Here is a 20,265-nt window from a genome sequence, read left to right as displayed (position 1 = left end):
TTGAAACGAGCGGCCCCGAGTAGCGATTCGTGGCGCCCAGTGCGCGCCACGCTCACAACCGTCACGCGGGCCCGCGTTGCTGACGGCACTGTTCGAACACGCAGACGGCTGCCGCGGCCGCCACGTTCAGCGACTCCATGCCGCCAGGCTGCGGAATCGTCACCCGCAGCGAGACCGCGTCGCGCCAGATTTGCGAGACGCCCGCCCCTTCATTGCCGAACACCCACGCGAGCGGTCCGCTCAGATCGCAATCGTAGATCGCCTCGGCGCCGTGCGAATCCGTAATGACGACCGGCACCTCGAGGCGCTCGATCAGCGTGAATGCTTCGACATCCTCATGAATCTGCAACAGGAAGTGCGCGCCCATGCCCGAGCGCAACACCTTCGACGACCAGGCGTACGCCGTGCCCGGCGCGCAGAACACCTGCGCAATGCCGGCGGCAGCCGCGCTGCGCAGGATCGAGCCGACATTGCCCGCATCCTGCACACCGTCGAGCACGAGGCAGGTCTGCGCGACGCTCGCAGGCAATGGCGTGTCGAGCTTTTCGACCAGCAACAGAATGCCGACCCCATGCACGACGTTCGACAGCTGGCCAAACAGCGCGTCCGGCAACGTCACGATGCGATGATCTTCGATGCGCGACACGATCGCTTGCGCTTCGTCGTGCTGCAATGCGCCGTCGGTGACGATGCACATTTCCGGCTGACCCGCGACGTCGAGATACGCGCTGGCGAGATGAAACCCTTCGAGCAGCGCGTGGCCGCTGCGACGCTGTTGATGCGTCGAGCCGGCCAATGCCTTCAGGCGCTTGTAGAGCGGATTGTCCCGCGAGGTGATGGCTTTCACAGGCAGCGAAGACGGTGAGAATGAGGAAAAGAACGAGCGATGCGTGAGAAAGCTCGCGGCGCTCGGGTGATGTTCAGGTGCCGCTGTATTCGCCGAAGGCGTCGTCGTCGGCGACCCCGTCTGCGAGCGTGCCGGGCATGACAATCAGGTCAGCGCCCGGCAACGGCACGCCCGTGCCGAAGCGCAGATGCGCTTCGCGCACCGGCGCGAACGAGCGCCGATGATGCTCACAAGGTCCATGCTCGCGCAGCGCCGCGAGATGCTGCGGTGTGCCGTAGCCGGCATGTGCATTGAAGCCGTACACCGGATAGCTCTGATGCAACTCCAGCAGCATCCGGTCACGCGTGACTTTGGCCAGGATCGACGCCGCTGAAATGCTCTTGACGAGCGCGTCGCCGCCGATCACCGCTTCGCTGCGGATGCTCAGCGTCGGACAGCGATTGCCGTCTATCTTCACGAGCGTGGGCACGACCGACAGGCCTTCGACCGCGCGTTTCATTGCCAGCATCGTGGCGTGCAGGATGTTCAGCGAATCGATCTCCTCGACCGTGGCCGACGCGATGCAGTACGCGAGCGCCCGGTCGACGATCTTGTCGTACAGCTCATCGCGCTTTTTTGCGGTGAGCACCTTCGAATCGTCGAGCCCGCGAATCATCGGCTTGGCCGGGTCGAAAATCACCGCTGCCGCGACGACCGGCCCCGCCAGCGGCCCGCGCCCTGCTTCGTCGACGCCGCAGACGATGTCGTCCGCCGTCTCGAAGTTCAGGCCGACCTGCCGCATGGCCGACCCAGCGACGGCCGCGGTCTTGCGGCGAGGCCCGCGTGCCGTGGTCACGGCCGCGCCGTCCGCTTTTCGATGACGCTCGCCACGACTTCCGCCGCACGCTGCGCGGTGTTCTGCTTCAGCACGTGATGCATCTCCGTGAAGATTTCCGTCAGCGTGCGCCGGTTGCCCTCGTCGCGCAACTGTTTCAGCGTAGCTTCGGCGAGCGCCTGCGGCGTGGCGAAGTGCTGCAGGATCTCCGGCACCACGAAACGCCCGGCCAGAATATTCGGCAGGCCGACATACGGCAGATAGCCCTGGCGGCGCATGATCTGGCCGGTCAGCCAGGGCACCTTGTACGAAATGACCATCGGCTTTTTCAGCAGCGCGGCTTCGAGCGTCACGGTGCCGCTCTTCACGAGGATCGCGTCGGCGGCGGTCATCGCGAGCTGCGACTGGCCGTTCGTGATGGTCAGCGCGAGGCCCGGGTGCGCGTCGACCAGCGGCCGCAGCATCTCGCGCAAGGCCGGCGTGGCCGCCGGCATCACGAAACGCAGAGCGGGCTCCTGGTGCTGCATCATTTCCATCGCGGCGAAAAAAGTCGGACCGATCAGGTTGATTTCCGAGCGCCGGCTGCCCGGCAGCACCGCGATGATCGGGCCCTGTTCCGCGAGGCCGAGCGCACGGCGCGCGCCGAGCGTGTCAGGCACGAGCGGAATTTCGTCGGCGAGCGGATGCCCCACGTACGATGCCGCGACGCCCGCCTTTTCCAGCAGCGCCGTTTCGAACGGGAACACGCACAGCATGTGATCGACCGCTTTGGCGATCTTCTTGATGCGTCCGCCGCGCCACGCCCAGATGGACGGACAGACGAAGTGAATGGTCGGAATACCTGCGTCGCGCAGTGCGTGCTCGAGCCCGAAGTTGAAATCGGGCGCATCCACGCCGACGAACACTGACGGCGGCTCGGCCAGCAGCTGGCGCTTCAGCTCGTTGCGAATACCGAGAATCCCGGGGATGTGCCGCAGCGCTTCGACATAGCCGCGCACCGTCAGCTTTTCCATCGGCCAGTGGGCGTCGAAACCCGTGGCGATCATGCGCGGGCCGCCGATCCCGTAGTACTGGGTGGCGTCCGGCAAACGGCTCGCGAGACCGTCGAGCAGCGACGCCGCCAGCAGGTCGCCGGACGGCTCGCCGGCCACCATCGCGACGCGCAGCGGACTGGGTTGCAATGCCATCGGTTAGCGGATGATGCCGCGTTGCGACGCTTCGACGAACGCGAGCAGCGTGCGCACCGGCGCATCGCCGTCGCCGCCGGCCGACGCGAGTTCGCGCAGCTGCACCTTCGCTTCTTCCAGCGACAGGCCGTTCTTGTACAGCACGCGATAGGCTGCGCGCAGCGCCGAAATCGCATCCGGCGAGAAGCCGCGGCGGCGCAAGCCTTCGACGTTGATGCCGTGCGGTTCGGCCTTGTTGCCGGCGGCAATCACGAACGGCGGGACGTCCTGCACCAGCGCCGACGCGCCGCCCAGCATCGAATGCGCGCCGATGCGCACGAACTGATGCACGCCCGACATGCCGCCGATGATCGCGTGGTCGCCGATCGTCACGTGACCTGCCATCTGCGCATTGCTCGACAGAATCACGTTGTTGCCGACGTGGCAGTCATGCCCGATGTGCACGTACGCCATGATCCAGTTGTCGTCGCCGAGCGTGGTGACGCCCGCGTCCTGCACCGTGCCGGTGTGGATCGTGGTGAATTCGCGGATCGTGTTGCGGTTGCCGATCACGAGCCGGGTCGGCTCGTCTTTGTACTTCATGTCCTGCGGACGGCCGCCGACCGATGCGTAGTGGCCGATGCGGTTGTCTTCGCCAAGCGTGGTGTGGCCTTCGACCACGCTGTGCGAACCGACCGCGGTGCGCGCGCCGATCGTCACGTGTGCGCCGATCACCGCGTATGGTCCGATTTCAACGGATTCGTCGAGCTGTGCACCCGGTTCGACGATCGCAGTGGGATGAATCCTGCTCATGCGTCCTCGCTTCTGATTCTGTTGCGTTGTGTGGATGGGCTCCGGCCAAGGCCGGCCGCGCTCGTGTCGAGCCGCTGACCGCCCGGATGCCGGCCGCCTTGACGCTGACTCAAGCGTCTTTGTCCGTGTGCCGGACCGCGCACATCAGGTCGGCTTCCGCCGCCACGACGCCATCCACTTCGGCGCGCGCCTTGAACTTCCAGATGCCGCGCATATGACGCTCGAACGTGCAATTCAGGATCAGTTGGTCGCCCGGTTCGACGACCCGCTTGAAGCGCGCATTGTCTATACCGACGAACAGGTACAGCGTGTTCGACGGATCGCTTGGCTCTTCCGAAAACGTCAGCAGGGCTGCGGTTTGCGCGAGCGCTTCGAGAATCAGCACGCCGGGCATCACCGGACGGGTCGGAAAATGCCCCTGGAAATACGGCTCGTTGATCGACACGTTCTTCAACGCTTTGATGCTCTTGTGCGGCTCGAGTTCGAGCACCCGGTCGACCAGCAGGATCGGGTAACGATGGGGCAGCAGCGTGAGAATCTTATGAATGTCGAGATTGATTTTTTCGGTGCTCATGGTGTTTCTGCTCACGCATTGACTGCGCGGTGATGACTGCGGATGCTGGTGCAGGTGGTTGAAAACGCGTGCTGCCGGCGCCCGCCATGATCCGGCGGCCGTGCCACCCGGTCACGGCAACCGTCTTTGCTTCGTGATGCTTGCCCGCCATTTTACGCGGTGCTAGCAGCTCGCCCCCGGATATCAGGCTTGGTCGCCTGCGGAATTACTTGTTGTGTCGGCTGCTGAACTGCCCGCTGCATGGGTCGCGGCATTGCCCGAAGTGTGCGCCGCAGCGTTTTCGAGCGCCCTGATACGGTCGCGAAGCTTGTCGATGTTGCGCAGCAACGCCGCGCTTTTGTTCCAGTCCGCATGATTCACGGCGGGGAACGCGCTCGTGTACATGCCGGGCTTCAACAGCGACTTCGACACACCCGACTTCGCGGTGACGATCACATAATCGGCCAGCGTAACGTGCCCGGCAATCCCGACCGCGCCACCGATCATGCAATGGCGGCCTATCGTCGTGCTGCCCGCAATGCCCGCGCAACCGGCGATCACCGTATACGCGCCGACTTTGCAGTTGTGGCCGATCTGCACGAGATTGTCGATCTTCACGCACTCTTCGATGATCGTGTCGGCCATCGCGCCGCGATCGATCGTGGTGTTCGCGCCGATTTCGACGTCCGCGGCGATCGACACGCCGCCGACCTGCGGAATCTTCACCCAGCTGCCGGTGCGCGCATCGCCCTCGCCCACGAAGTCCGGCGCGAAGCCGAAACCGTCCGAGCCGATCACCGCACCCGCGTGCACGATCACGCGCTCGCCGAGCTTGCAGCCGTGGTACACGGCGACATTCGGATACAGATGCGAGTTCGCGCCGATGCGCGTGCCGCGGCCGATCACGACATTGGCGTCGAGCCGCACGTGTTCGCCGATGACGGCGCCCGCTTCTACCGTGACGTGAGGACCGATCACCGCGCTCGCAGCGATCTGCGCGGACGGATCGATGGTGGCGCTCGGATGCACGCCGGGCATCGCCCTGGGTGCCGCGAGGTCGATGAAAGTCTGCGCGACGCGCGCGAAGTAAGCGTAAGGGTTCGGCGTGACGATGAAGTTACGGCCTTCCTGCGAAGCCAGCTTCGCAAGGTCGCCGGCGTTGATCAACACCGCGCCGGCGCGAGTCGTTTCGACCTGCGACAGGTACTTCGGATTGGCGAGGAACGCCAGTTGGTCCGGGCCCGCCTGGTCGAGCGGCGCCAGACTGCCGACGCGCTGCGAACCGTTGCCGACTACCGTACCGCCGAACCGCTGGACGATGTCCTCGAGCGTAAATGCCATGCCTATCCTGTCTCCTGCTGTTCAGTCCAACCTGTCATTGCGGCCACGCGCGGCCGGCTGACGCCGCCTGCCGGTATGAGGCCCGGCGCGCGCGCCTCAGTTACCCGACGCCGCCAGCGCCTTGAGCACCTGGTCGGTAATATCGATACGCGGGCTCACGTACACCGCTTCCTGCACGATCAGATCGTAGTGCTGCGCCTCGGCGATCTGCTTGATGACCTTGTTGGCGCGGTCGAGCACCGCCGCCAGTTCTTCGTTGCGTCGCTGATTCAGATCTTCACGGAATTCGCGCTGCTTGCGCTGGAAGTCCGTGTCCAGTTGCGACAGATCGCGTTGCTTCTGCGCGCGATCGGCCGGCGACATCGACGCGCCGTTCTTGTCGAGCGAATCGGACATCGACTTCAGCTTCTGGGCCATGTCGGCAAGATCTTTGTCACGCTTGGCGAATTCGGCTTCGAGCTTGACCTGGGCGGCTTTCGCCGCTGCCGATTCGCGCAGGATGCGGTCGGAATTCACCGCGGCGATTCTCGCCTCCTGCGCGTGCGCTACCCCGACGCCCAAGGTCATTGCCAGCGCCATTGCGCACGCTACACGTTTCGAAAACATACCGGTTAGCAAAGTCATCCTCTCGATACTGTAGTTTGGCGGGCCGCCGCGGCGGTAATCAGAACGCCGTCCCGATCTGGAACTGGAACTTCTGATACTGGTCGCCGGTGTGCTTCGTGAGCGGGAAGCCCAGGCTCAGCTTGAGCGGGCCGATCGGCGAGATCCACGCCAGACCCACACCATAGCCGTAACGCAAGCCGTTTGCGCCCGTCGACGTCGCGGCGTTGCTTGCGTCCGCCCACACGTTACCCGCATCGAGGAACGTAAAGACACGCAACGTGCGGTCGTAGCCAGTGCCTGGCAGCGGGAACGTCAACTCGATGTTACCCACCAGCAGCTTCGAGCCACCGATCGGGTCGTTCGTCGTCTTGTCGCGCGGACCCAGCGAACTCGGCTCGTAGCCCCGCACCGAACCGATACCACCCGCGTAGTAGTTCTTGAAAATCGGATAAGGCTTCCCCGCCAGGCCCTTACCGTAGCCGCCCTGGAAGTTGAAACCCAGCACAAAGCCGCGCGCAAACGAATAATAGTATTGTGCGTTGAGGTCGGCCTTGTAGTACTGCGTGCCGCCGATCGGCGTGCCGTATTCGGCGTTCGCCTGAGTGAAGTAACCGCGGCTCGGCACCAGTGCGCTGTCACGCGCGTCGCGCGACCAGCCCACCGTGAGCGGCACGTTGTTCGACACGCGCCCGAAGTCCTGAACGTACTGCTTGTACGAGGCCGGCGTGTTCGCGTCGACATCCAGCTGGTTCTGCTCGAGACCCGCGCCGAAGTACACCGTGTCGACTTCCGAGAACGGAATGCCGAACTTCAGGTCGCCACCGATCGTGACGATCTTGAAGCTCGAATCGGTCGAGTAGTACAGCGGCTGGTACGTGCGGTAGTAGACGTCGGTAATGCGCTTGATGCCGTCGACCGTGAAGTACGGGTCGACCTGCGTGACCGTCAGCGTACGGTACGTCTTCGCGGTATTTACGTTCACCGCGAGACTCGTGCCGGAGCCGAACACGTTGTCCTGCGACACGCCGGCCGACAGCACCACCTTGTCGGTCGACGAGAAGCCCGCACCCAGCGTGATCGCGCCGGTCGGCTTTTCGGCCACCTTGACGTCCACGTCGACCTGGTCCGGCGTGCCTTCCACCGGCACCGTGGTCACGTCGACATCGGTGAAGTAGCCCAGTCGGTTGATCCGGTCTTTCGATAGCGCGAGCCGGTTCGAGTCGAACCACGAGCTTTCCAGCTGGCGCATTTCACGGCGCACCACTTCGTCGCGCGTGCGCGTGTTGCCAACCACGTTGATGCGGCGCACATAGACGCGGCGGCTCGGGTCCACCTGCAGCGTCAGGTCGACCTTGTGGTTGGCCTGATCGATCTGCGGCTGTGCATTGACGGTCGCGAACGCGTAGCCGTACTCGCCGAGCTTGTCGACGATCGCCTTCGTGGTGGCTTGCAGCTTTTCAGCCGAGAAGCGGTCACCCGGTTTGATCTTGATCAGCTTGGACAGCTCCGCTTCGCGATCGAGCAGATTGCCGGCCAGCTTGATGGAGGAAATCGTGTACGGCTCGCCTTCGTGCAGCGTGACCGTCAGATACATGTCCTTCTTGTCCGGCGAGATCGACACCTGGGTCGACTCGATGTTGAACTCGAGGTAGCCGCGATTCAGGTAATACGAGCGGACGTTTTCGAGGTCGCCGGTGAGCTTGTCTTTCGCGTACAGGTCGTTCTTCGTGTACCACGAGAACCAGTTCGGCGTGGACAGCTGCATTTCGTCGCGCAGCGTACCCGTGCTGAACGCCTTGTTGCCGATGAAGTTGATCTGGCGGATCTTCGCGCTCGGACCCTCGGCCACCGCGAACAGCACTGACACGCGGTTGCGGTCGATCGGCGTGATCGTGGTGGTGACTTCGGCGGCGTAGTAGCCGCGCGTCAGGTACTGGCGCTTCAGTTCCTGCTCGGCCTTGTCGACCAGCGCCTTGTCGTAGTAGCGGCCTTGCGACAAGCCGACCGCGCGCAGCGCCTTGGTCAGGTTCTCCTTGTCGAACTCATGGATGCCGGAGAAGTCGATCGTGCCGATGGCCGGACGCTCCAGCACCTGCACGATGACGACATTGCCTTCGGTCGCGATCTTGACGTCGTTGAAGAAGCCGGTGGCGTACAGCGCGCGAATCGCTTCGGATGCCTTGTCGTCGCTAAACGTGTCGCCTTGCTTGATGGGCAGGTACGCGAACACGGTACCCGGTTCGACGCGTTGCAATCCCTCAATGCGGATGTCTTGCACCACGAAGGGCGACGTTGCGTGAGCAACCAGCCCATGCGCGGCGAAAGCCGCGGCTATAACCGTCTTTGGAACAAAGCGATGAGGTTTAAACAACGTGCTTCCCCAGTGTGTATAGCTGCATCAGGTCAGACGGTCGCCATCGTGAACGCCGCCGGACACTTTAAAAATGGATTAAACGAGCCAGATCGTTGAACAGCGCAATCGCCGACAGTGCGACGATGCAGGCGAGACCCGCCCTCTGAAAAACGAGTTGCCAGCGATCGGAGACAACTTTACCGGTCACAGCTTCAACCAAATAATATAACAGATGACCCCCGTCCAATACCGGAATTGGTAGCAGGTTCAGTACACCAAGGCTAATACTGACAAGGGCCAGGAACGACAGGAATGCAGAAGGACCCAGACGTGCGCTCTTTCCTGCGTAGTCAGCGATCGTCACCGGACCGGACAGATTTTTCAGCGATGCCTCGCCGACGATCATCCTGCCGAACATGCGCACCGAGTACACCGCGAGATCCCACGTGCGATGCGCGCCGAGCCGCAAGCTTTCGACAGGCCCGTAACGGACTTCGATCGACGGCACCTGGGTCGCCAGTTCCGCGCCGATGCGGCCGATCTGCTGACCGGTTGCACTATCGCGCTGCGACTGGGGAACAATGCTGATTTCTTCGAGCGCACCCGCCGCGTGTCCGCCGCGGCCGCCACGCTCCACCTGCAGCGTCACCGGCACGCCGGCGTGCGATTTTACATAAGCGATGAACGCTGTGGCGTTATCGGCCCGCGTTCCGTTGATGGCGCGCAGACGATCGCCCGCGACGAGCCCCGCCTTCTGCGCCGCGCTGCCCTGCTGCACGCCGGCTACCGTCAGCTTGCCACCGCCCGGCTCGAAACCGAGCCGCGACATGAAGTCGTCGTCGACATCCTTCTCGCTGATGCCGCGCAGATCGATCGGGAAATCGGAGATGCCGTGTGCGTCTTTCGCGCTCAGCACGAGGTGCTTGTGATCGAATGCCGCGCCCAGCAGCTTCCAGCGCAGATCCGACCACGAGCGCACCGGTTCGGATTCGTCGGCGTGGCCGCTGCGCGCCGCGACGATGGTTTCACCGCCTTCAAGACCGGCCACCGCCGCCGGTGTATTCGGCGCGGGCGTCGCGATCACGGCCGCCGGTTCGGTCACGCCCGTCGCGAACACCAGCGCGAACAGGACGATCGCCAGCAGGAAGTTCGCCACCGGGCCCGCTGCGACGATCGCGAAACGCCGCCACACCGATTGCCGGTTGAACGCGTACGGCAACAGGTCGGCGGGAATCGGCGCGGTGCCGGTTTCGCGCTCGTCGAGCATCTTCACGTAGCCGCCGAGCGGCAGCGCGGCAATGATCCACTCGGTGCCCGTCTTCGGGCTCACCCACTGGAACAGCGGCTTGCCGAAGCCGATCGAAAAGCGCAGCACCTTAACGCCGCATAGACGCGCGACGCTGTAGTGCCCGTACTCGTGAACCACCACGAGGACGCCAATCGCGACCGCGAAGGCAAGCAGTTCGATCAGCAGGTTCATAAGCGCCTCACTGGACGGCGCGTTCCGTGCGACGAGCGCCGTCCGGCAGACGCGCGATGAATTCGGCAGCAGCGCGACGCGCGGCGGCGTCCGCTTCGATCACGTCTTCGAGCGCGTGCGCGCTGCGGTTCGGCAAAGCGTTGAGCACCGAGTCGACCACCTGCGCGATGGTCATGAAACCGATCCGGCGCGCGAGGAACGCTTCAACCGCGATTTCGTTCGCGGCGTTCAGCGCCGCGCTCGCGACGCCACCTTCGGCCAGCGCCTTCATCGCCAACGCAAGGCACGGGAAGCGCGCGTAATCCGGCTTTTCGAACGACAGCGACGCGATCTCCGCGAGATCGAGTTGCGCGACGCCCGAGTCCACGCGGTCCGGAAACGCCAGCGCGTGAGCGATCGGCGTGCGCATGTCGGGGTTGCCGAGTTGCGCGAGCACCGAGCCGTCCGCGTACGACACCAGCGAATGAATCACGCTTTGCGGGTGAATCAGCACGTCGATGCGCTCGCCCGGCAAGCCGAACAGCCAGTGCGCCTCGATCACTTCGAGGCCCTTGTTCATCATCGTCGCGGAGTCGACCGAAATCTTGCGGCCCATCACCCAGTTCGGATGCTTGCAGGCTTCGTCAGGTGTGACGTCGACGAGCGTGGCCGGCTCGCGGGTGCGGAACGGGCCGCCCGAAGCGGTCAGGATGATCTTGGAGACACCGCCGTGCAGCGCGGCTTCGCGCGGCAGGCACTGGAAAATCGCATTGTGTTCGCTGTCGACCGGCAGCAGCACGGCACCGTTGTCGCGCACCGCGTTCATGAAGATCGCGCCGGACATCACCAGCGCTTCCTTGTTGGCGAGCAGGATGCGTTTGCCGGCGCGCGCGGCGGCGAGGCTCGGCGCGAGGCCGGCCGCGCCGACGATCGCCGCCACCACCGTATCGCAACCGTCACTCTCCGATACGTCGACGAGCGCTTGCGGCCCGTAGGTGACCTCGGTCGTGCAACCCGCTTCACGCAGCTTCGCGGCGACCCCTGCGGCCGTGTCGGCGTCGCCGACCACCGCGACTTCGGGCTGAAAGCGCAGGCATTGCTCGACAAGCTTGTCGCCGTTGCGATGCGCGCTCAGCGCGTAAACCGAAAACCGGTCGGGATGACGCGCGACGACGTCGAGCGTGCTGTCTCCAATCGAGCCCGTGGAACCGAGCAATGTCAGACGTTTTTGCATATCTCTTTCTCTAGCCGAGCAGCAGCATGGCAAGCGGCAGCACCGGCAATAACGCGTCGATGCGGTCGAGCACGCCACCGTGCCCCGGCAACAGGCCGCTTGAATCCTTCACACCGGCCTGGCGTTTCAACATCGATTCGAACAGGTCGCCCACCACGCTGAATGCCACTAGCAAGGTCAGTGCGAGCAATGTGCGCACGGCGCCCCATTGCGCCAGCAGCGCAGAATACAGGGTCGGCTCGAACGCATGCAAAAAGACCGCCGCCGCCGCGACGATCATCACCACCAGCCAGCCGCCGATCGCGCCCTCCCAAGTCTTACCCGGACTGATGGCAGGCGCCAGCTTATGTTTTCCGAACGCTTTTCCGGAGAAGTATGCGCCGATATCGGCCAGCCATACCAATAGCAGCAGCGACAGCACGAAGGCCACACCCTGGATGCGCGCGGCGACGAGAGCATGCCAGCACGCCGCGAATACCACAATGCCCGCCACGCACAGAAAAATGCGCCAGGCGCCCTGCGCGAGCGTGGGCTTGCGCAGCAGCACGAACGGACCGGCGATTACCCAGAAAATAGCCGCCGCCTTGAAGAGCGAACGGGCCTCCGCGACGCCCGTGCCGAGCCGCGTGCTCGCGACCAGCGCGACCGCCGCCACCAGCGCGTAGATCACCGGCGCAGCGCCGCCCAGCTTGAGCAGGCGCGCCCACTCCCACGCGGCGAACACGACGACGAAGGCGATCAGCGCGCCGAACGCGCCCACCGGCGCGAACAGCGTGACCGGCAGGAACACTGCCAGCAGGATGATCGCCGTGATGACACGGGTTTTTAGCATGGAAGCGAATCGACGTTTTGCGATTGCGGCTCGAGCTGAGCACTGGTGCGGCCGAAGCGGCGTTCGCGCTCCGCGTACGAAGCGATGGCGTGGCCGAGCGCGTCGGCGTCGAAATCCGGCCAGAACGTGTCGGTGAAGTAGAACTCGGTGTACGCGAGCTGCCACAGCAGGAAGTTGCTGACGCGGCGCTCGCCGCCGGTGCGGATGAACAGGTCCGGCTCCGGCGCATAAGCCATAGACAGGTGCTCGGCGAACGAATCCTCGTTGACTTCGACCGCCTTGCCCGCCAGCGCCGACTGCTCGGCGAGCTTGCGGGTGGCCTGCATGATGTCCCAGCGCCCGCCGTAATTCGCGGCGATGGTCAGCGTGAGACGCGTGTTGCGCGCGGTCTTGGTTTCCGCGCGCTTGATCAGGTCGCGGATGCGCGCGTCGAAACGGTCCAGATCGCCCACCACCCGCAAACGGATGCCGTTCGCGTGCAGCTTGCCGATCTCGCGCTCGAGCGCGGTGACGAACAGGCGCATCAGGAACGAGACTTCCTCGTTCGGGCGGCGCCAGTTTTCCGAGCTGAAGGCGAACAGCGTCAGGTATTCGACGCCCTGCCGCGCGCACGCCTCGACGGCCGCCCGCACCGCGTCGACGCCGCGCGTATGGCCCGCCACGCGCGGCAGACGCCGCTGGGTGGCCCAACGGCCGTTGCCATCCATGATGATTGCGATATGTCGCGGCACCGCGGCGACATCAGGCACGCGCACGGTTGAGCTGGTATAGGTCATGGCCGTCGGGACAGTGACTACAAATAAAGAAGTGGAAATCCTGAAAGTGCGGAGCCAACCGGCCTCACACCGTCATGATCTCGGCTTCCTTCGTCACGACGAGCTTGTCGATTTCGGTGACGAACTTGTCCGTCAGCTTCTGAACGTCATCGCCCGCACGACGCTCGTCGTCTTCCGAAATTTCCTTGTCCTTGACGAGCTTTTTCAGTTGCTCGTTAGCGTCACGACGCAGATTGCGGACCGCAACCTTGGCCGTTTCCGCCTCGCTCTTGACCACTTTGGTCAGCTCGCGACGGCGCTCTTCGGTCAGCGCGGGCATCGGCACGCGGATTACGTCGCCTTGCGTGGCCGGGTTCAGACCGAGGTCCGACTCGCGGATCGCCTTTTCGACGACCTGGACCATCTTCTTCTCCCACGGCTGCACGCCGATCGTGCGCGCGTCGATCAGCGTCAGGTTCGCAACCTGCGAGATCGGCACCGGCGAACCGTAATAATCACACTGGATGTGATCGAGCAGGCCCGTGTGCGCACGGCCCGTGCGAATCTTCGACAAGTCGTTCTTGAACGCGTCGATGGAACGCTGCATCTTTTGTTCAGCGCCCTTCCTGATATCAGCCACAGACATTTTTAAACCTCCGAACCTTCAAAACGGAGCGAGCCGGCCAGCGCGCGCGATAAGCAGCGGCCTGGGCTCGCGTCAAAGCCCACGTTATGTGAACGAGAGTTTACACGTGGACGAGGGTGCCCTCGTCCTCGCCTTGTACGATGCGCTTGAGCGCGCCCGGCTTGACGATCGAAAAAACGCGGATCGGCAGCTTCTGGTCGCGGCACAGCGCGAACGCCGTGGCGTCCATCACCTGCAGATTGCGGCCGATCGCTTCGTCGAAGCTGATCGTCGTGTAGCGGGTTGCGCTTGAATCTTTCTTGGGATCGGCCGAATAGACGCCGTCCACCTTGGTCGCCTTCAGCACGACTTCCGCGCCGATTTCCGAGCCGCGCAGCGCGGCGGCCGTGTCGGTCGTGAAGAACGGGTTGCCGGTGCCGGCCGCGAAAATCACGACCTTGCCTTCTTCGAGCTGGCGAATCGCACGGGGCCGGATGTACGGCTCGACCACCTGGTCCATGCGCAGCGCCGATTGCACGCGCGCCTCGATACCGGCGTGGCGCATTGCGTCCTGCAGCGCGAGCGCGTTCATCATCGTGGCCAGCATGCCCATGTAGTCGGCTGTCGCACGATCCATACCGGCCGCACCGCCCGCGACGCCGCGGAAAATATTGCCGCCGCCGATCACCACGGCCAGCTGCGTTCCGAGACGGACCACTTCGGCCACGTCCGCCACCATTCTTTCGATGGTCGCGCGATTGATGCCGAAGGCATCGTCGCCCATCAGAGCTTCACCGGAGAGTTTGAGCAGGACGCGTTTGTAGGCAGTGGGCATAGGGGTATCCAGATCGCGCAGAACAGGGCAACAACAAGGGACTAATGTAGGGGTGAAATGCTGATTCGGGCAAGCGCCGCCAAATTGGCGGACCCCGCGGTCCGCCGGCGGCTGCGCTGCGAGGGTCAACCCGCGCGCAGCCTTGCGGCGCTGCCGACCGCGGAGAAGTCTTGCTCCGCCGCGGGTCCAACAGTACTACTGTGAAGCTTGAGCGACGCTTATTGTTGCTTTGCAGCAGCGACTTGAGCGGCCACTTCTGCTGCGAAGTCGTCCTGCTTCTTCTCGATGCCTTCACCGACCACGAACAGCGCGAACTTCTGCACGCTCGAGCTGGCTGCCTTCAGCATCTGCTCGATCGTCTGCTTGTCGTTCTTAACGAACGTCTGGTTCAGCAGCGACACTTCCTTCAGGTACTTCTGCACGCTGCCGTCGACCATCTTGGCGACGATTTCAGCCGGCTTGCCCGATTCGGCGGCCTTCTGTTCAGCGATGCTGCGTTCCTTCGCGATCAGGTCCGCCGGCACGTCGCCCGACGACAGCGAAACCGGCTTCATCGCGGCGATGTGCATTGCCACGTCCTTGCCGACCTGCTCGTCCGCGCCGGTGTACTCGACCAGCACGCCAATGCGCGTGCCGTGCAGGTACGCTGCCAGCTTGTTAGCCGTGTCGAAGCGCACGAAACGGCGGATCGACAGGTTTTCACCGATCTTGCCGACCAGCGCGAGGCGCACTGCGTCGACCGTCGAGCCTTCCAGCGGCAGGGCCGACAGAGCAGCGACGTCAGCCGGGTTTTGCGTAGCGACCAGCTCGGCGACCTGCTTCGAGAAAGCCAGGAAGTCGTCGTTCTTCGAAACGAAGTCGGTTTCGCAGTTCAGCTCGACCAGCGAACCCGCATTGCCGCCGATGAACGATGCGACCACGCCTTCAGCCGTCACGCGCGAGGCTGCCTTGCTGGCCTTGTTGCCCAGCTTCACGCGCAGCAGCTCTTCAGCGCGCGCCATGTCGCCGTCGGCTTCCGTCAGCGCCTTCTTGCATTCCATCATCGGCGCGTCGGTCTTTGCGCGCAGTTCTGCAACCATGCTTGCGGTAATTGCCGCCATCATTTGCTCCTTGAGTTCCGTCTGTCACACGCCGCCCGCACTTCGATACCGGCGGCAAGAATTCGTTTCAGCGTTGCCGAGTATTTTTTACGGACAACGCGTTGGGCGCCGCCTGCGGCACCCCACTACAACGTCGCGGCTTAAAAAAAGGGGGCCTGTAGAAAGCCCCCTTTTTTGCCGGACACGGGGGCAGCTTTACGCCTCCGGGTTGACCTCGACGAACTCGTCGCCGTCGCCACCACGTGCAGCCTGCACCACTTCGTTGACCGCGTTCGCACGGCCTTCCAGGATCGCGTCAGCCACGCCAGCCGTGTACAGAGCGACAGCCTTGCTGGCGTCGTCGTTACCCGGGATCACATAATCGATACCTTCCGGCGAGTGGTTCGTGTCGACCACTGCGATGACCGGAATGCCCAGCTTGTTCGCTTCGGTAACGGCAATCTTGTGGTAGCCGACGTCGACCACGAAGATCGCGTCAGGAATGCCGCCCATGTCCTTCACGCCGCCGATCGACTTCTGCAGCTTGGCCATTTCGCGTTCGAACAGCAGCGCTTCCTTCTTGCTCATGCGCTCGGTTTCGCCCGCTTCCAGCGCCGCTTCCATGTCCTTCAGGCGCTTGATCGAAACCTTCAGCGTCTTGAAGTTGGTCAGCATGCCGCCGAGCCAGCGCGCGTTGACGAATGGCATGCCAGCGCGTTGTGCCTCTTCGGCGATTGTGTCGCGCGATTGACGCTTCGTGCCGACGAACAGGATCGTGCCGCGGTTAGCCGCCAGTTGACGCGCGTACTTCAGCGCGTCGTTGTACATCGGCAGCGTCTTTTCGAGGTTGATGATGTGAATCTTGTTGCGATGACCGAAAATGAAGGGGGCCATCTTCGGGTTCCAGAAGCGCGTTTGGTGACCGAAGTGGACACCGGCTTCCAGCATTTGACGCATGGTAACTGCCATGAAAATCTCCGCGAGGGTTGGGTCTTAAGCCGGCTGCCGTATCGGCCGCGCCCGCCTTCTTCTTTGGCTGGAACGCGACGGACACCCTGGGTGCGCCGGCTTGCGAGTTGGCTGCCTGGTACTGCGCTAGGTACTGCCGACCTCACGGCGCAGGCAACCGGCACCGTGAGAAGCCGCCCCTGCCCGTTTTTGACCACCCTTTCACGATACCGGGCAATAAAAACGAGTCATAGATTGACTTAGCCAAAGATTATAGCACGCGACTATTGCACGACTCAACCTGCGTAGTAGCTCCCGGTTGCCGCGACGGGGTTGCACCCGCAAGGCTGCCGCCATCTGTGTGCGCCGAAGGCACCCGGCGCTTAAATGGGGCTGGGGCGTGGCGGCCGAGCGAATCCGCGCAGCCCGCCTGGACCATCGCCCGCGGGGCCGTCCTACTTGCTCAAGCGCAGCCCGCCAAAGCGCCCGCCAAACGCGCAAGCCTCGTCTCAAAAGACTGCGGCTGCCGGAATATGGTGCGATAATCCCGCAATAAATCGCATTTCAGGCCCGACTCATGGCTATTACGCTCAAAAACGAACACGATATCGCGCAGATGCGCGTCGCCTGCAAACTCGCTAGCGAAGTGCTCGACTACATCACACCGTTCGTCAAGGCCGGCATCACGACGGGCGAACTCGACCGTCTGTGCCACGAATACATGCTGAAGGAACAGGGCACGATTCCGGCGCCGCTGAATTATCAGCCGCCCGGCTACCCGCCCTATCCGAAGGCCACCTGCATTTCCGTCAACGACGTGATCTGCCACGGCATCCCCGGCGACAAGACTTTGAAGAACGGCGACGCGCTGAATATCGACGTCACGGTCATCAAGGAAGGTTATTTCGGCGACACGAGCCGCATGTTTATCGTCGGTGAAGGCTCGATCCTCGCCAAACGGCTCGTGCAGACCACCTTCGAATGCATGTGGCTCGGCATCGACCAGGTCCGCCCGGGCGCGCATCTCGGCGACATCGGCCACGCGATCCAGAAGCATGCGGAAGGTCAGGGCTACAGCGTGGTGCGCGAGTACTGCGGGCACGGCATCAGCACAGTGTTCCATGAAGACCCGCAGATTCTGCACTACGGCCGTCCCGGCACCGGGTTCGAATTGCAGGCCGGCATGATCTTCACGATCGAGCCGATGATCAACGCCGGCCGCCGCGACATCCGCACGATGCCCGACCAGTGGACCGTCAAGACCAAAGACCGCAGCCTGTCGGCGCAATGGGAACACACCGTGCTCGTCACGGAAACCGGCTACGACGTGCTGACCGTTTCCGCCGGCACGCCCGCGCGGCCGCCGGTCGTCGCGGCCACCGCCTGACCGACCTCCGACCCCACCGCCCGCCTGCCTGCCTGCCAATGAGTAGCGTTCCCGTCGTCGCCCAATCCCATGCCACGTCGCTGAAGGCGGACTACAAAGTGGCCAAAGCCCAGATACTGGAACGCTTCAAAACGGCCACCAACGTGGATTCGTTGATGGCCGCCCTCGCGCGCGCCACGGACGACTCGCTGCGCGCCGCCTGGGACACCTGCGAGCTGCCGGGCAAACTGGCGCTGCTGGCCGTCGGCGGCTATGGGCGGGGCGAACTGGCGCCGCACTCGGACATCGACATCCTCGTTTTGCTGCCCGATGCACCGCTCGAACATCTGGAAGCGCGCATCGAACGCTTCATCAGCCTCGCGTGGGATCTGGGACTGGAACTCGGCAGCAGCGTGCGCAGCGTGTCGCAATGTCTCGAAGAAGCCGCCAACGACGTCACCGTGCGCACCTCGCTGCTGGAAGCGCGGCGCATCACGGGCAGCGCCGCGCTCTTCGACGACTTCGCGAAACGTTACCGCGCGGCGCTCGATCCGAAGGCATTCTTTCAGGCGAAAGTGCTGGAAATGCGCCAGCGCCACGCCAAGTTCCAGGACACGCCCTACGCGCTCGAACCGAACATCAAGGAAAGCCCGGGCGGCCTGCGCGATCTTCAGCTGATTCTCTGGATCACCCAGGCGGCCGGGTTTGGCTGCAGCTGGCGCGAACTCGAAGCGCGCGGGCTAATCACCGAGCGCGAAGCACGCGAACTGCGCCACAACGAAGGCTTCCTGAAGGCGCTGCGTGCGCGGCTGCATGTGATCGCCGGGCGTCGGCAGGACATCATGGTGTTCGACCTGCAGACGCCGGTGGCCGAAAGCTTCGGCTATAAGCCGACCGTCACCAAGCGCGCCAGCGAACAGCTGATGCGCCGCTATTACTGGGCCGCCAAGGCCGTCACGCAGCTCGCCACGATCCTGATCCAGAACATCGAGGCGCAACTCTTCCCCAGCACGAGCGGCATTACGCGCGTCCTGTCGGAGCGCTTCGTCGAAAAGCAAGGCATGCTGGAGATCGCCAGCGATGACGTATTCGAGCGCGAGCCGAACGCGATCCTCGAAGCGTTCCTGCTGTACGAGCAGACGCCCGGCGTCAAAGGCTTGTCGGCGCGCACGCTGCGCGCGATCTACAACGCGCGCGACGTAATGGATCAGCACTGGCGGCGCGACCCCGAGAACCGGCGCCTGTTCATGGACATCCTGAAGCAGCCGGCCGGCATCACGCACGCGTTGCGCCTGATGAACCAGACCAGCGTGCTCGGGCGCTACCTGCTGAATTTCCGGCGCATCGTCGGGCAGATGCAGCACGATCTGTATCACGTCTACACGGTCGACCAGCACATCCTCATGGTGCTGCGCAATCTGCGCCGCTTTGCGGTGGCCGAGCATGCGCACGAATATCCGTTCTGCAGCCAGTTGATCGCCAACTTCGACCGGCCGTGGGTGTTGTACGTGGCGGCGCTGTTCCACGATATCGCCAAGGGCCGCGGCGGCGACCATTCCACGCTAGGCATGGTCGACGCGCGGCGCTTTTGCCGCAACCACGACATCCTGGGCGAGGACGGCGAGCTGGTCGTGTGGATGGTGCAGCAGCATCTGACAATGAGCCAGGTCGCGCAGAAGCAGGACACGAGCGACCCGGAAGTGATCAAGCGCTTTGCCGAACTGGTCGGCACCGAGCGCCGCCTCACCGCGCTCTATCTGCTGACGGTGGCCGATATCCGCGGCACCAGCCCGAAAGTCTGGAACACGTGGAAAGGCAAACTGCTCGAAGACCTCTACCGCGCCACCCTGGCCGTGCTCGGCGGCGCGCGGCCGGACGCGCATTCGGAGCTGAAGACCCGCAAGGAAGAGGCGCTCGCGCTGCTACGTCTCGAGACCGTGCCGGAAGGCGCGCAACGGGCGTTGTGGGACCAGCTCGATGTCGGCTATTTCCTGCGTCACGACGCGGCGGACATCGCGTGGCAAACGCGCGTGCTGCACCGCCATGTCGAAACGCCGACGCCGATCGTCCGGGCTCGTCCGTCGCCGATCGGCGAGGCGCTGCAGGTGCTGGTGTACGTAAAAGACCAGCCCGACCTGTTCGCCGGCATTTGCGCGTATTTCGACCGCAACAGCCTGTCGGTGCTCGATGCGCGGGTCAGTACGACCCGTCATGGGTACGCGCTCGATAATTTCCTCGTCGCGCATACCGAAGAAGACGTGCATTATCGCGATATCGCCAATCTGGTCGAACAGGAACTGACCGCCCGCCTCACCGGCCACGGGACCCTGCTGCCGGGACCGTCGAAGGGCCGTTTGTCGAGGCTGTCGCGGACCTTCCCTGTCACGCCGCGCGTCGATCTTCGGGCCGACGAGCGCGGCCAATACTACATCCTGTCCGTGTCGGCGAACGACCGGCCAGGCCTTCTTTATTCGATCGCGCGTGTGCTGGCCGAGCATCGGGTCGGCGTCGCTTCGGCGCGGATCAATACGCTCGGCGAACGTGTCGAAGACGTGTTCCTGCTGGATGGACACGGTCTGTCGGACAACCGCCTGCAAATTCAGGTCGAGACCGAACTGCTGCGCGCGATCGCAGTGTGA

At 63.8% G+C, this 20,265-nt stretch carries 18 protein-coding genes; 2 read left to right on the top strand and 16 right to left on the bottom strand.

Annotated features, from left to right (window positions below; genetic code table 11):
- Window positions 1–61: 61 nt before the first annotated feature.
- From FVF58_RS02185 to rpsB, 16 genes are all read right to left on the bottom strand, one after another.
- Window positions 62–847, bottom strand: coding sequence for a TrmH family RNA methyltransferase (locus tag FVF58_RS02185; RefSeq protein ID WP_149668290.1), 786 nt, complete (start codon window positions 845–847; stop codon window positions 62–64).
- Between the two features lie 73 nt (window positions 848–920).
- Entirely contained in the window at window positions 921–1,682 is a 762-nt protein-coding gene (gene rnhB / locus FVF58_RS02180) for a ribonuclease HII (protein ID WP_149668289.1), read from the bottom strand.
- Window positions 1,679–2,848 carry a lipid-A-disaccharide synthase gene (gene lpxB, locus FVF58_RS02175; protein ID WP_149668288.1) on the bottom strand — a complete coding sequence of 390 codons (1,170 nt, stop codon included), beginning with the start codon at window positions 2,846–2,848 and terminating at the stop codon, window positions 1,679–1,681. The genes rnhB and lpxB overlap by 4 nt, the downstream gene beginning before the upstream one ends.
- Before the next feature lie 3 nt (window positions 2,849–2,851).
- Complete coding sequence (gene lpxA / locus FVF58_RS02170; protein WP_149668287.1) at window positions 2,852–3,640, bottom strand: acyl-ACP--UDP-N-acetylglucosamine O-acyltransferase; 789 nt, start codon at window positions 3,638–3,640, stop codon at window positions 2,852–2,854.
- 109 nt (window positions 3,641–3,749) lie between these two features.
- The gene (fabZ, locus tag FVF58_RS02165) at window positions 3,750–4,214 is read right to left on the bottom strand and encodes a 3-hydroxyacyl-ACP dehydratase FabZ (protein ID WP_006048683.1); all 465 of its coding nucleotides are present in this window, start codon (window positions 4,212–4,214) and stop codon (window positions 3,750–3,752) included.
- 183 nt (window positions 4,215–4,397) lie between these two features.
- Window positions 4,398–5,534, bottom strand: coding sequence for a UDP-3-O-(3-hydroxymyristoyl)glucosamine N-acyltransferase (gene lpxD / locus FVF58_RS02160; protein ID WP_246216896.1), 1,137 nt, complete (start codon window positions 5,532–5,534; stop codon window positions 4,398–4,400).
- 96 nt (window positions 5,535–5,630) lie between these two features.
- Window positions 5,631–6,152, bottom strand: coding sequence for an OmpH/Skp family outer membrane protein (locus FVF58_RS02155; RefSeq protein ID WP_188130690.1), 522 nt, complete (start codon window positions 6,150–6,152; stop codon window positions 5,631–5,633).
- Between the two features lie 46 nt (window positions 6,153–6,198).
- Window positions 6,199–8,511, bottom strand: coding sequence for an outer membrane protein assembly factor BamA (gene bamA, locus FVF58_RS02150; RefSeq protein ID WP_149668285.1), 2,313 nt, complete (start codon window positions 8,509–8,511; stop codon window positions 6,199–6,201).
- A gap of 67 nt (window positions 8,512–8,578) precedes the next feature.
- On the bottom strand, window positions 8,579–9,973 hold the full coding sequence (gene rseP / locus FVF58_RS02145) for an RIP metalloprotease RseP (protein WP_149668284.1): 1,395 nt from the start codon (window positions 9,971–9,973) through the stop codon (window positions 8,579–8,581).
- A 7-nt stretch (window positions 9,974–9,980) separates the two neighbouring features.
- Window positions 9,981–11,186 (bottom strand): 1-deoxy-D-xylulose-5-phosphate reductoisomerase, encoded by a 1,206-nt coding sequence (locus FVF58_RS02140; protein ID WP_149668283.1) that lies wholly within the window; start codon window positions 11,184–11,186, stop codon window positions 9,981–9,983.
- Window positions 11,187–11,196: 10 nt separating this feature from the next.
- The gene (locus FVF58_RS02135) at window positions 11,197–12,018 is read right to left on the bottom strand and encodes a phosphatidate cytidylyltransferase (RefSeq protein ID WP_149668282.1); all 822 of its coding nucleotides are present in this window, start codon (window positions 12,016–12,018) and stop codon (window positions 11,197–11,199) included.
- Window positions 12,012–12,794, bottom strand: coding sequence for a polyprenyl diphosphate synthase (gene uppS, locus FVF58_RS02130; RefSeq protein WP_149668281.1), 783 nt, complete (start codon window positions 12,792–12,794; stop codon window positions 12,012–12,014). The genes FVF58_RS02135 and uppS overlap by 7 nt, the downstream gene beginning before the upstream one ends.
- A 64-nt stretch (window positions 12,795–12,858) precedes the next feature.
- Window positions 12,859–13,419 (bottom strand): ribosome recycling factor, encoded by a 561-nt coding sequence (gene frr, locus FVF58_RS02125; protein WP_054035184.1) that lies wholly within the window; start codon window positions 13,417–13,419, stop codon window positions 12,859–12,861.
- 100 nt (window positions 13,420–13,519) lie between these two features.
- Window positions 13,520–14,233: a UMP kinase gene (gene pyrH / locus FVF58_RS02120; protein ID WP_149668280.1), complete on the bottom strand. Its 714-nt coding sequence runs from the start codon at window positions 14,231–14,233 to the stop codon at window positions 13,520–13,522.
- 218 nt (window positions 14,234–14,451) lie between these two features.
- Complete coding sequence (gene tsf, locus FVF58_RS02115) at window positions 14,452–15,333, bottom strand: translation elongation factor Ts (protein ID WP_149668279.1); 882 nt, start codon at window positions 15,331–15,333, stop codon at window positions 14,452–14,454.
- A gap of 195 nt (window positions 15,334–15,528) precedes the next feature.
- Window positions 15,529–16,281: a 30S ribosomal protein S2 gene (gene rpsB / locus FVF58_RS02110; protein ID WP_149668278.1), complete on the bottom strand. Its 753-nt coding sequence runs from the start codon at window positions 16,279–16,281 to the stop codon at window positions 15,529–15,531.
- 556 nt (window positions 16,282–16,837) lie between these two features.
- On the opposite strand from rpsB, the gene map reads away from it, so the two are divergent.
- Window positions 16,838–17,647, top strand: a complete 810-nt coding sequence (map, locus tag FVF58_RS02105; protein ID WP_149668277.1) for a type I methionyl aminopeptidase — start codon at window positions 16,838–16,840, stop codon at window positions 17,645–17,647.
- 38 nt (window positions 17,648–17,685) lie between these two features.
- Complete coding sequence (locus FVF58_RS02100) at window positions 17,686–20,265, top strand: [protein-PII] uridylyltransferase (protein WP_149668276.1); 2,580 nt, start codon at window positions 17,686–17,688, stop codon at window positions 20,263–20,265.

The sequence above is a fragment of the Paraburkholderia panacisoli genome, assembly GCF_008369935.1.
Lineage (GTDB): Bacteria > Pseudomonadota > Gammaproteobacteria > Burkholderiales > Burkholderiaceae > Paraburkholderia > Paraburkholderia panacisoli.
The sequence above is the reverse complement of the archived record's forward strand: the minus strand, read 5'-3'. Positions and strand labels throughout refer to the sequence as shown.

Excerpts from the sequence above, each read along its gene's own strand:
- lpxB (WP_149668288.1), bottom strand. The coding sequence starts at position 2,848 with ATGGCATTGCAACCCAGTCCGCTGCGCGTCGCGATGGTGGCCGGCGAG.
- lpxA (WP_149668287.1), bottom strand. The coding sequence starts at position 3,640 with ATGAGCAGGATTCATCCCACTGCGATCGTCGAACCGGGTGCACAGCTC.
- fabZ (WP_006048683.1), bottom strand. The coding sequence starts at position 4,214 with ATGAGCACCGAAAAAATCAATCTCGACATTCATAAGATTCTCACGCTG.
- lpxD (WP_246216896.1), bottom strand. The coding sequence starts at position 5,534 with ATGGCATTTACGCTCGAGGACATCGTCCAGCGGTTCGGCGGTACGGTA.
- rseP (WP_149668284.1), bottom strand. The coding sequence starts at position 9,973 with ATGAACCTGCTGATCGAACTGCTTGCCTTCGCGGTCGCGATTGGCGTC.
- FVF58_RS02140 (WP_149668283.1), bottom strand. The coding sequence starts at position 11,186 with ATGCAAAAACGTCTGACATTGCTCGGTTCCACGGGCTCGATTGGAGAC.
- FVF58_RS02135 (WP_149668282.1), bottom strand. The coding sequence starts at position 12,018 with ATGCTAAAAACCCGTGTCATCACGGCGATCATCCTGCTGGCAGTGTTC.
- uppS (WP_149668281.1), bottom strand. The coding sequence starts at position 12,794 with ATGACCTATACCAGCTCAACCGTGCGCGTGCCTGATGTCGCCGCGGTG.
- frr (WP_054035184.1), bottom strand. The coding sequence starts at position 13,419 with ATGTCTGTGGCTGATATCAGGAAGGGCGCTGAACAAAAGATGCAGCGT.
- pyrH (WP_149668280.1), bottom strand. The coding sequence starts at position 14,233 with ATGCCCACTGCCTACAAACGCGTCCTGCTCAAACTCTCCGGTGAAGCT.
- tsf (WP_149668279.1), bottom strand. The coding sequence starts at position 15,333 with ATGGCGGCAATTACCGCAAGCATGGTTGCAGAACTGCGCGCAAAGACC.
- rpsB (WP_149668278.1), bottom strand. The coding sequence starts at position 16,281 with ATGGCAGTTACCATGCGTCAAATGCTGGAAGCCGGTGTCCACTTCGGT.
- map (WP_149668277.1), top strand. The coding sequence starts at position 16,838 with ATGGCTATTACGCTCAAAAACGAACACGATATCGCGCAGATGCGCGTC.
- FVF58_RS02100 (WP_149668276.1), top strand. The coding sequence starts at position 17,686 with ATGAGTAGCGTTCCCGTCGTCGCCCAATCCCATGCCACGTCGCTGAAG.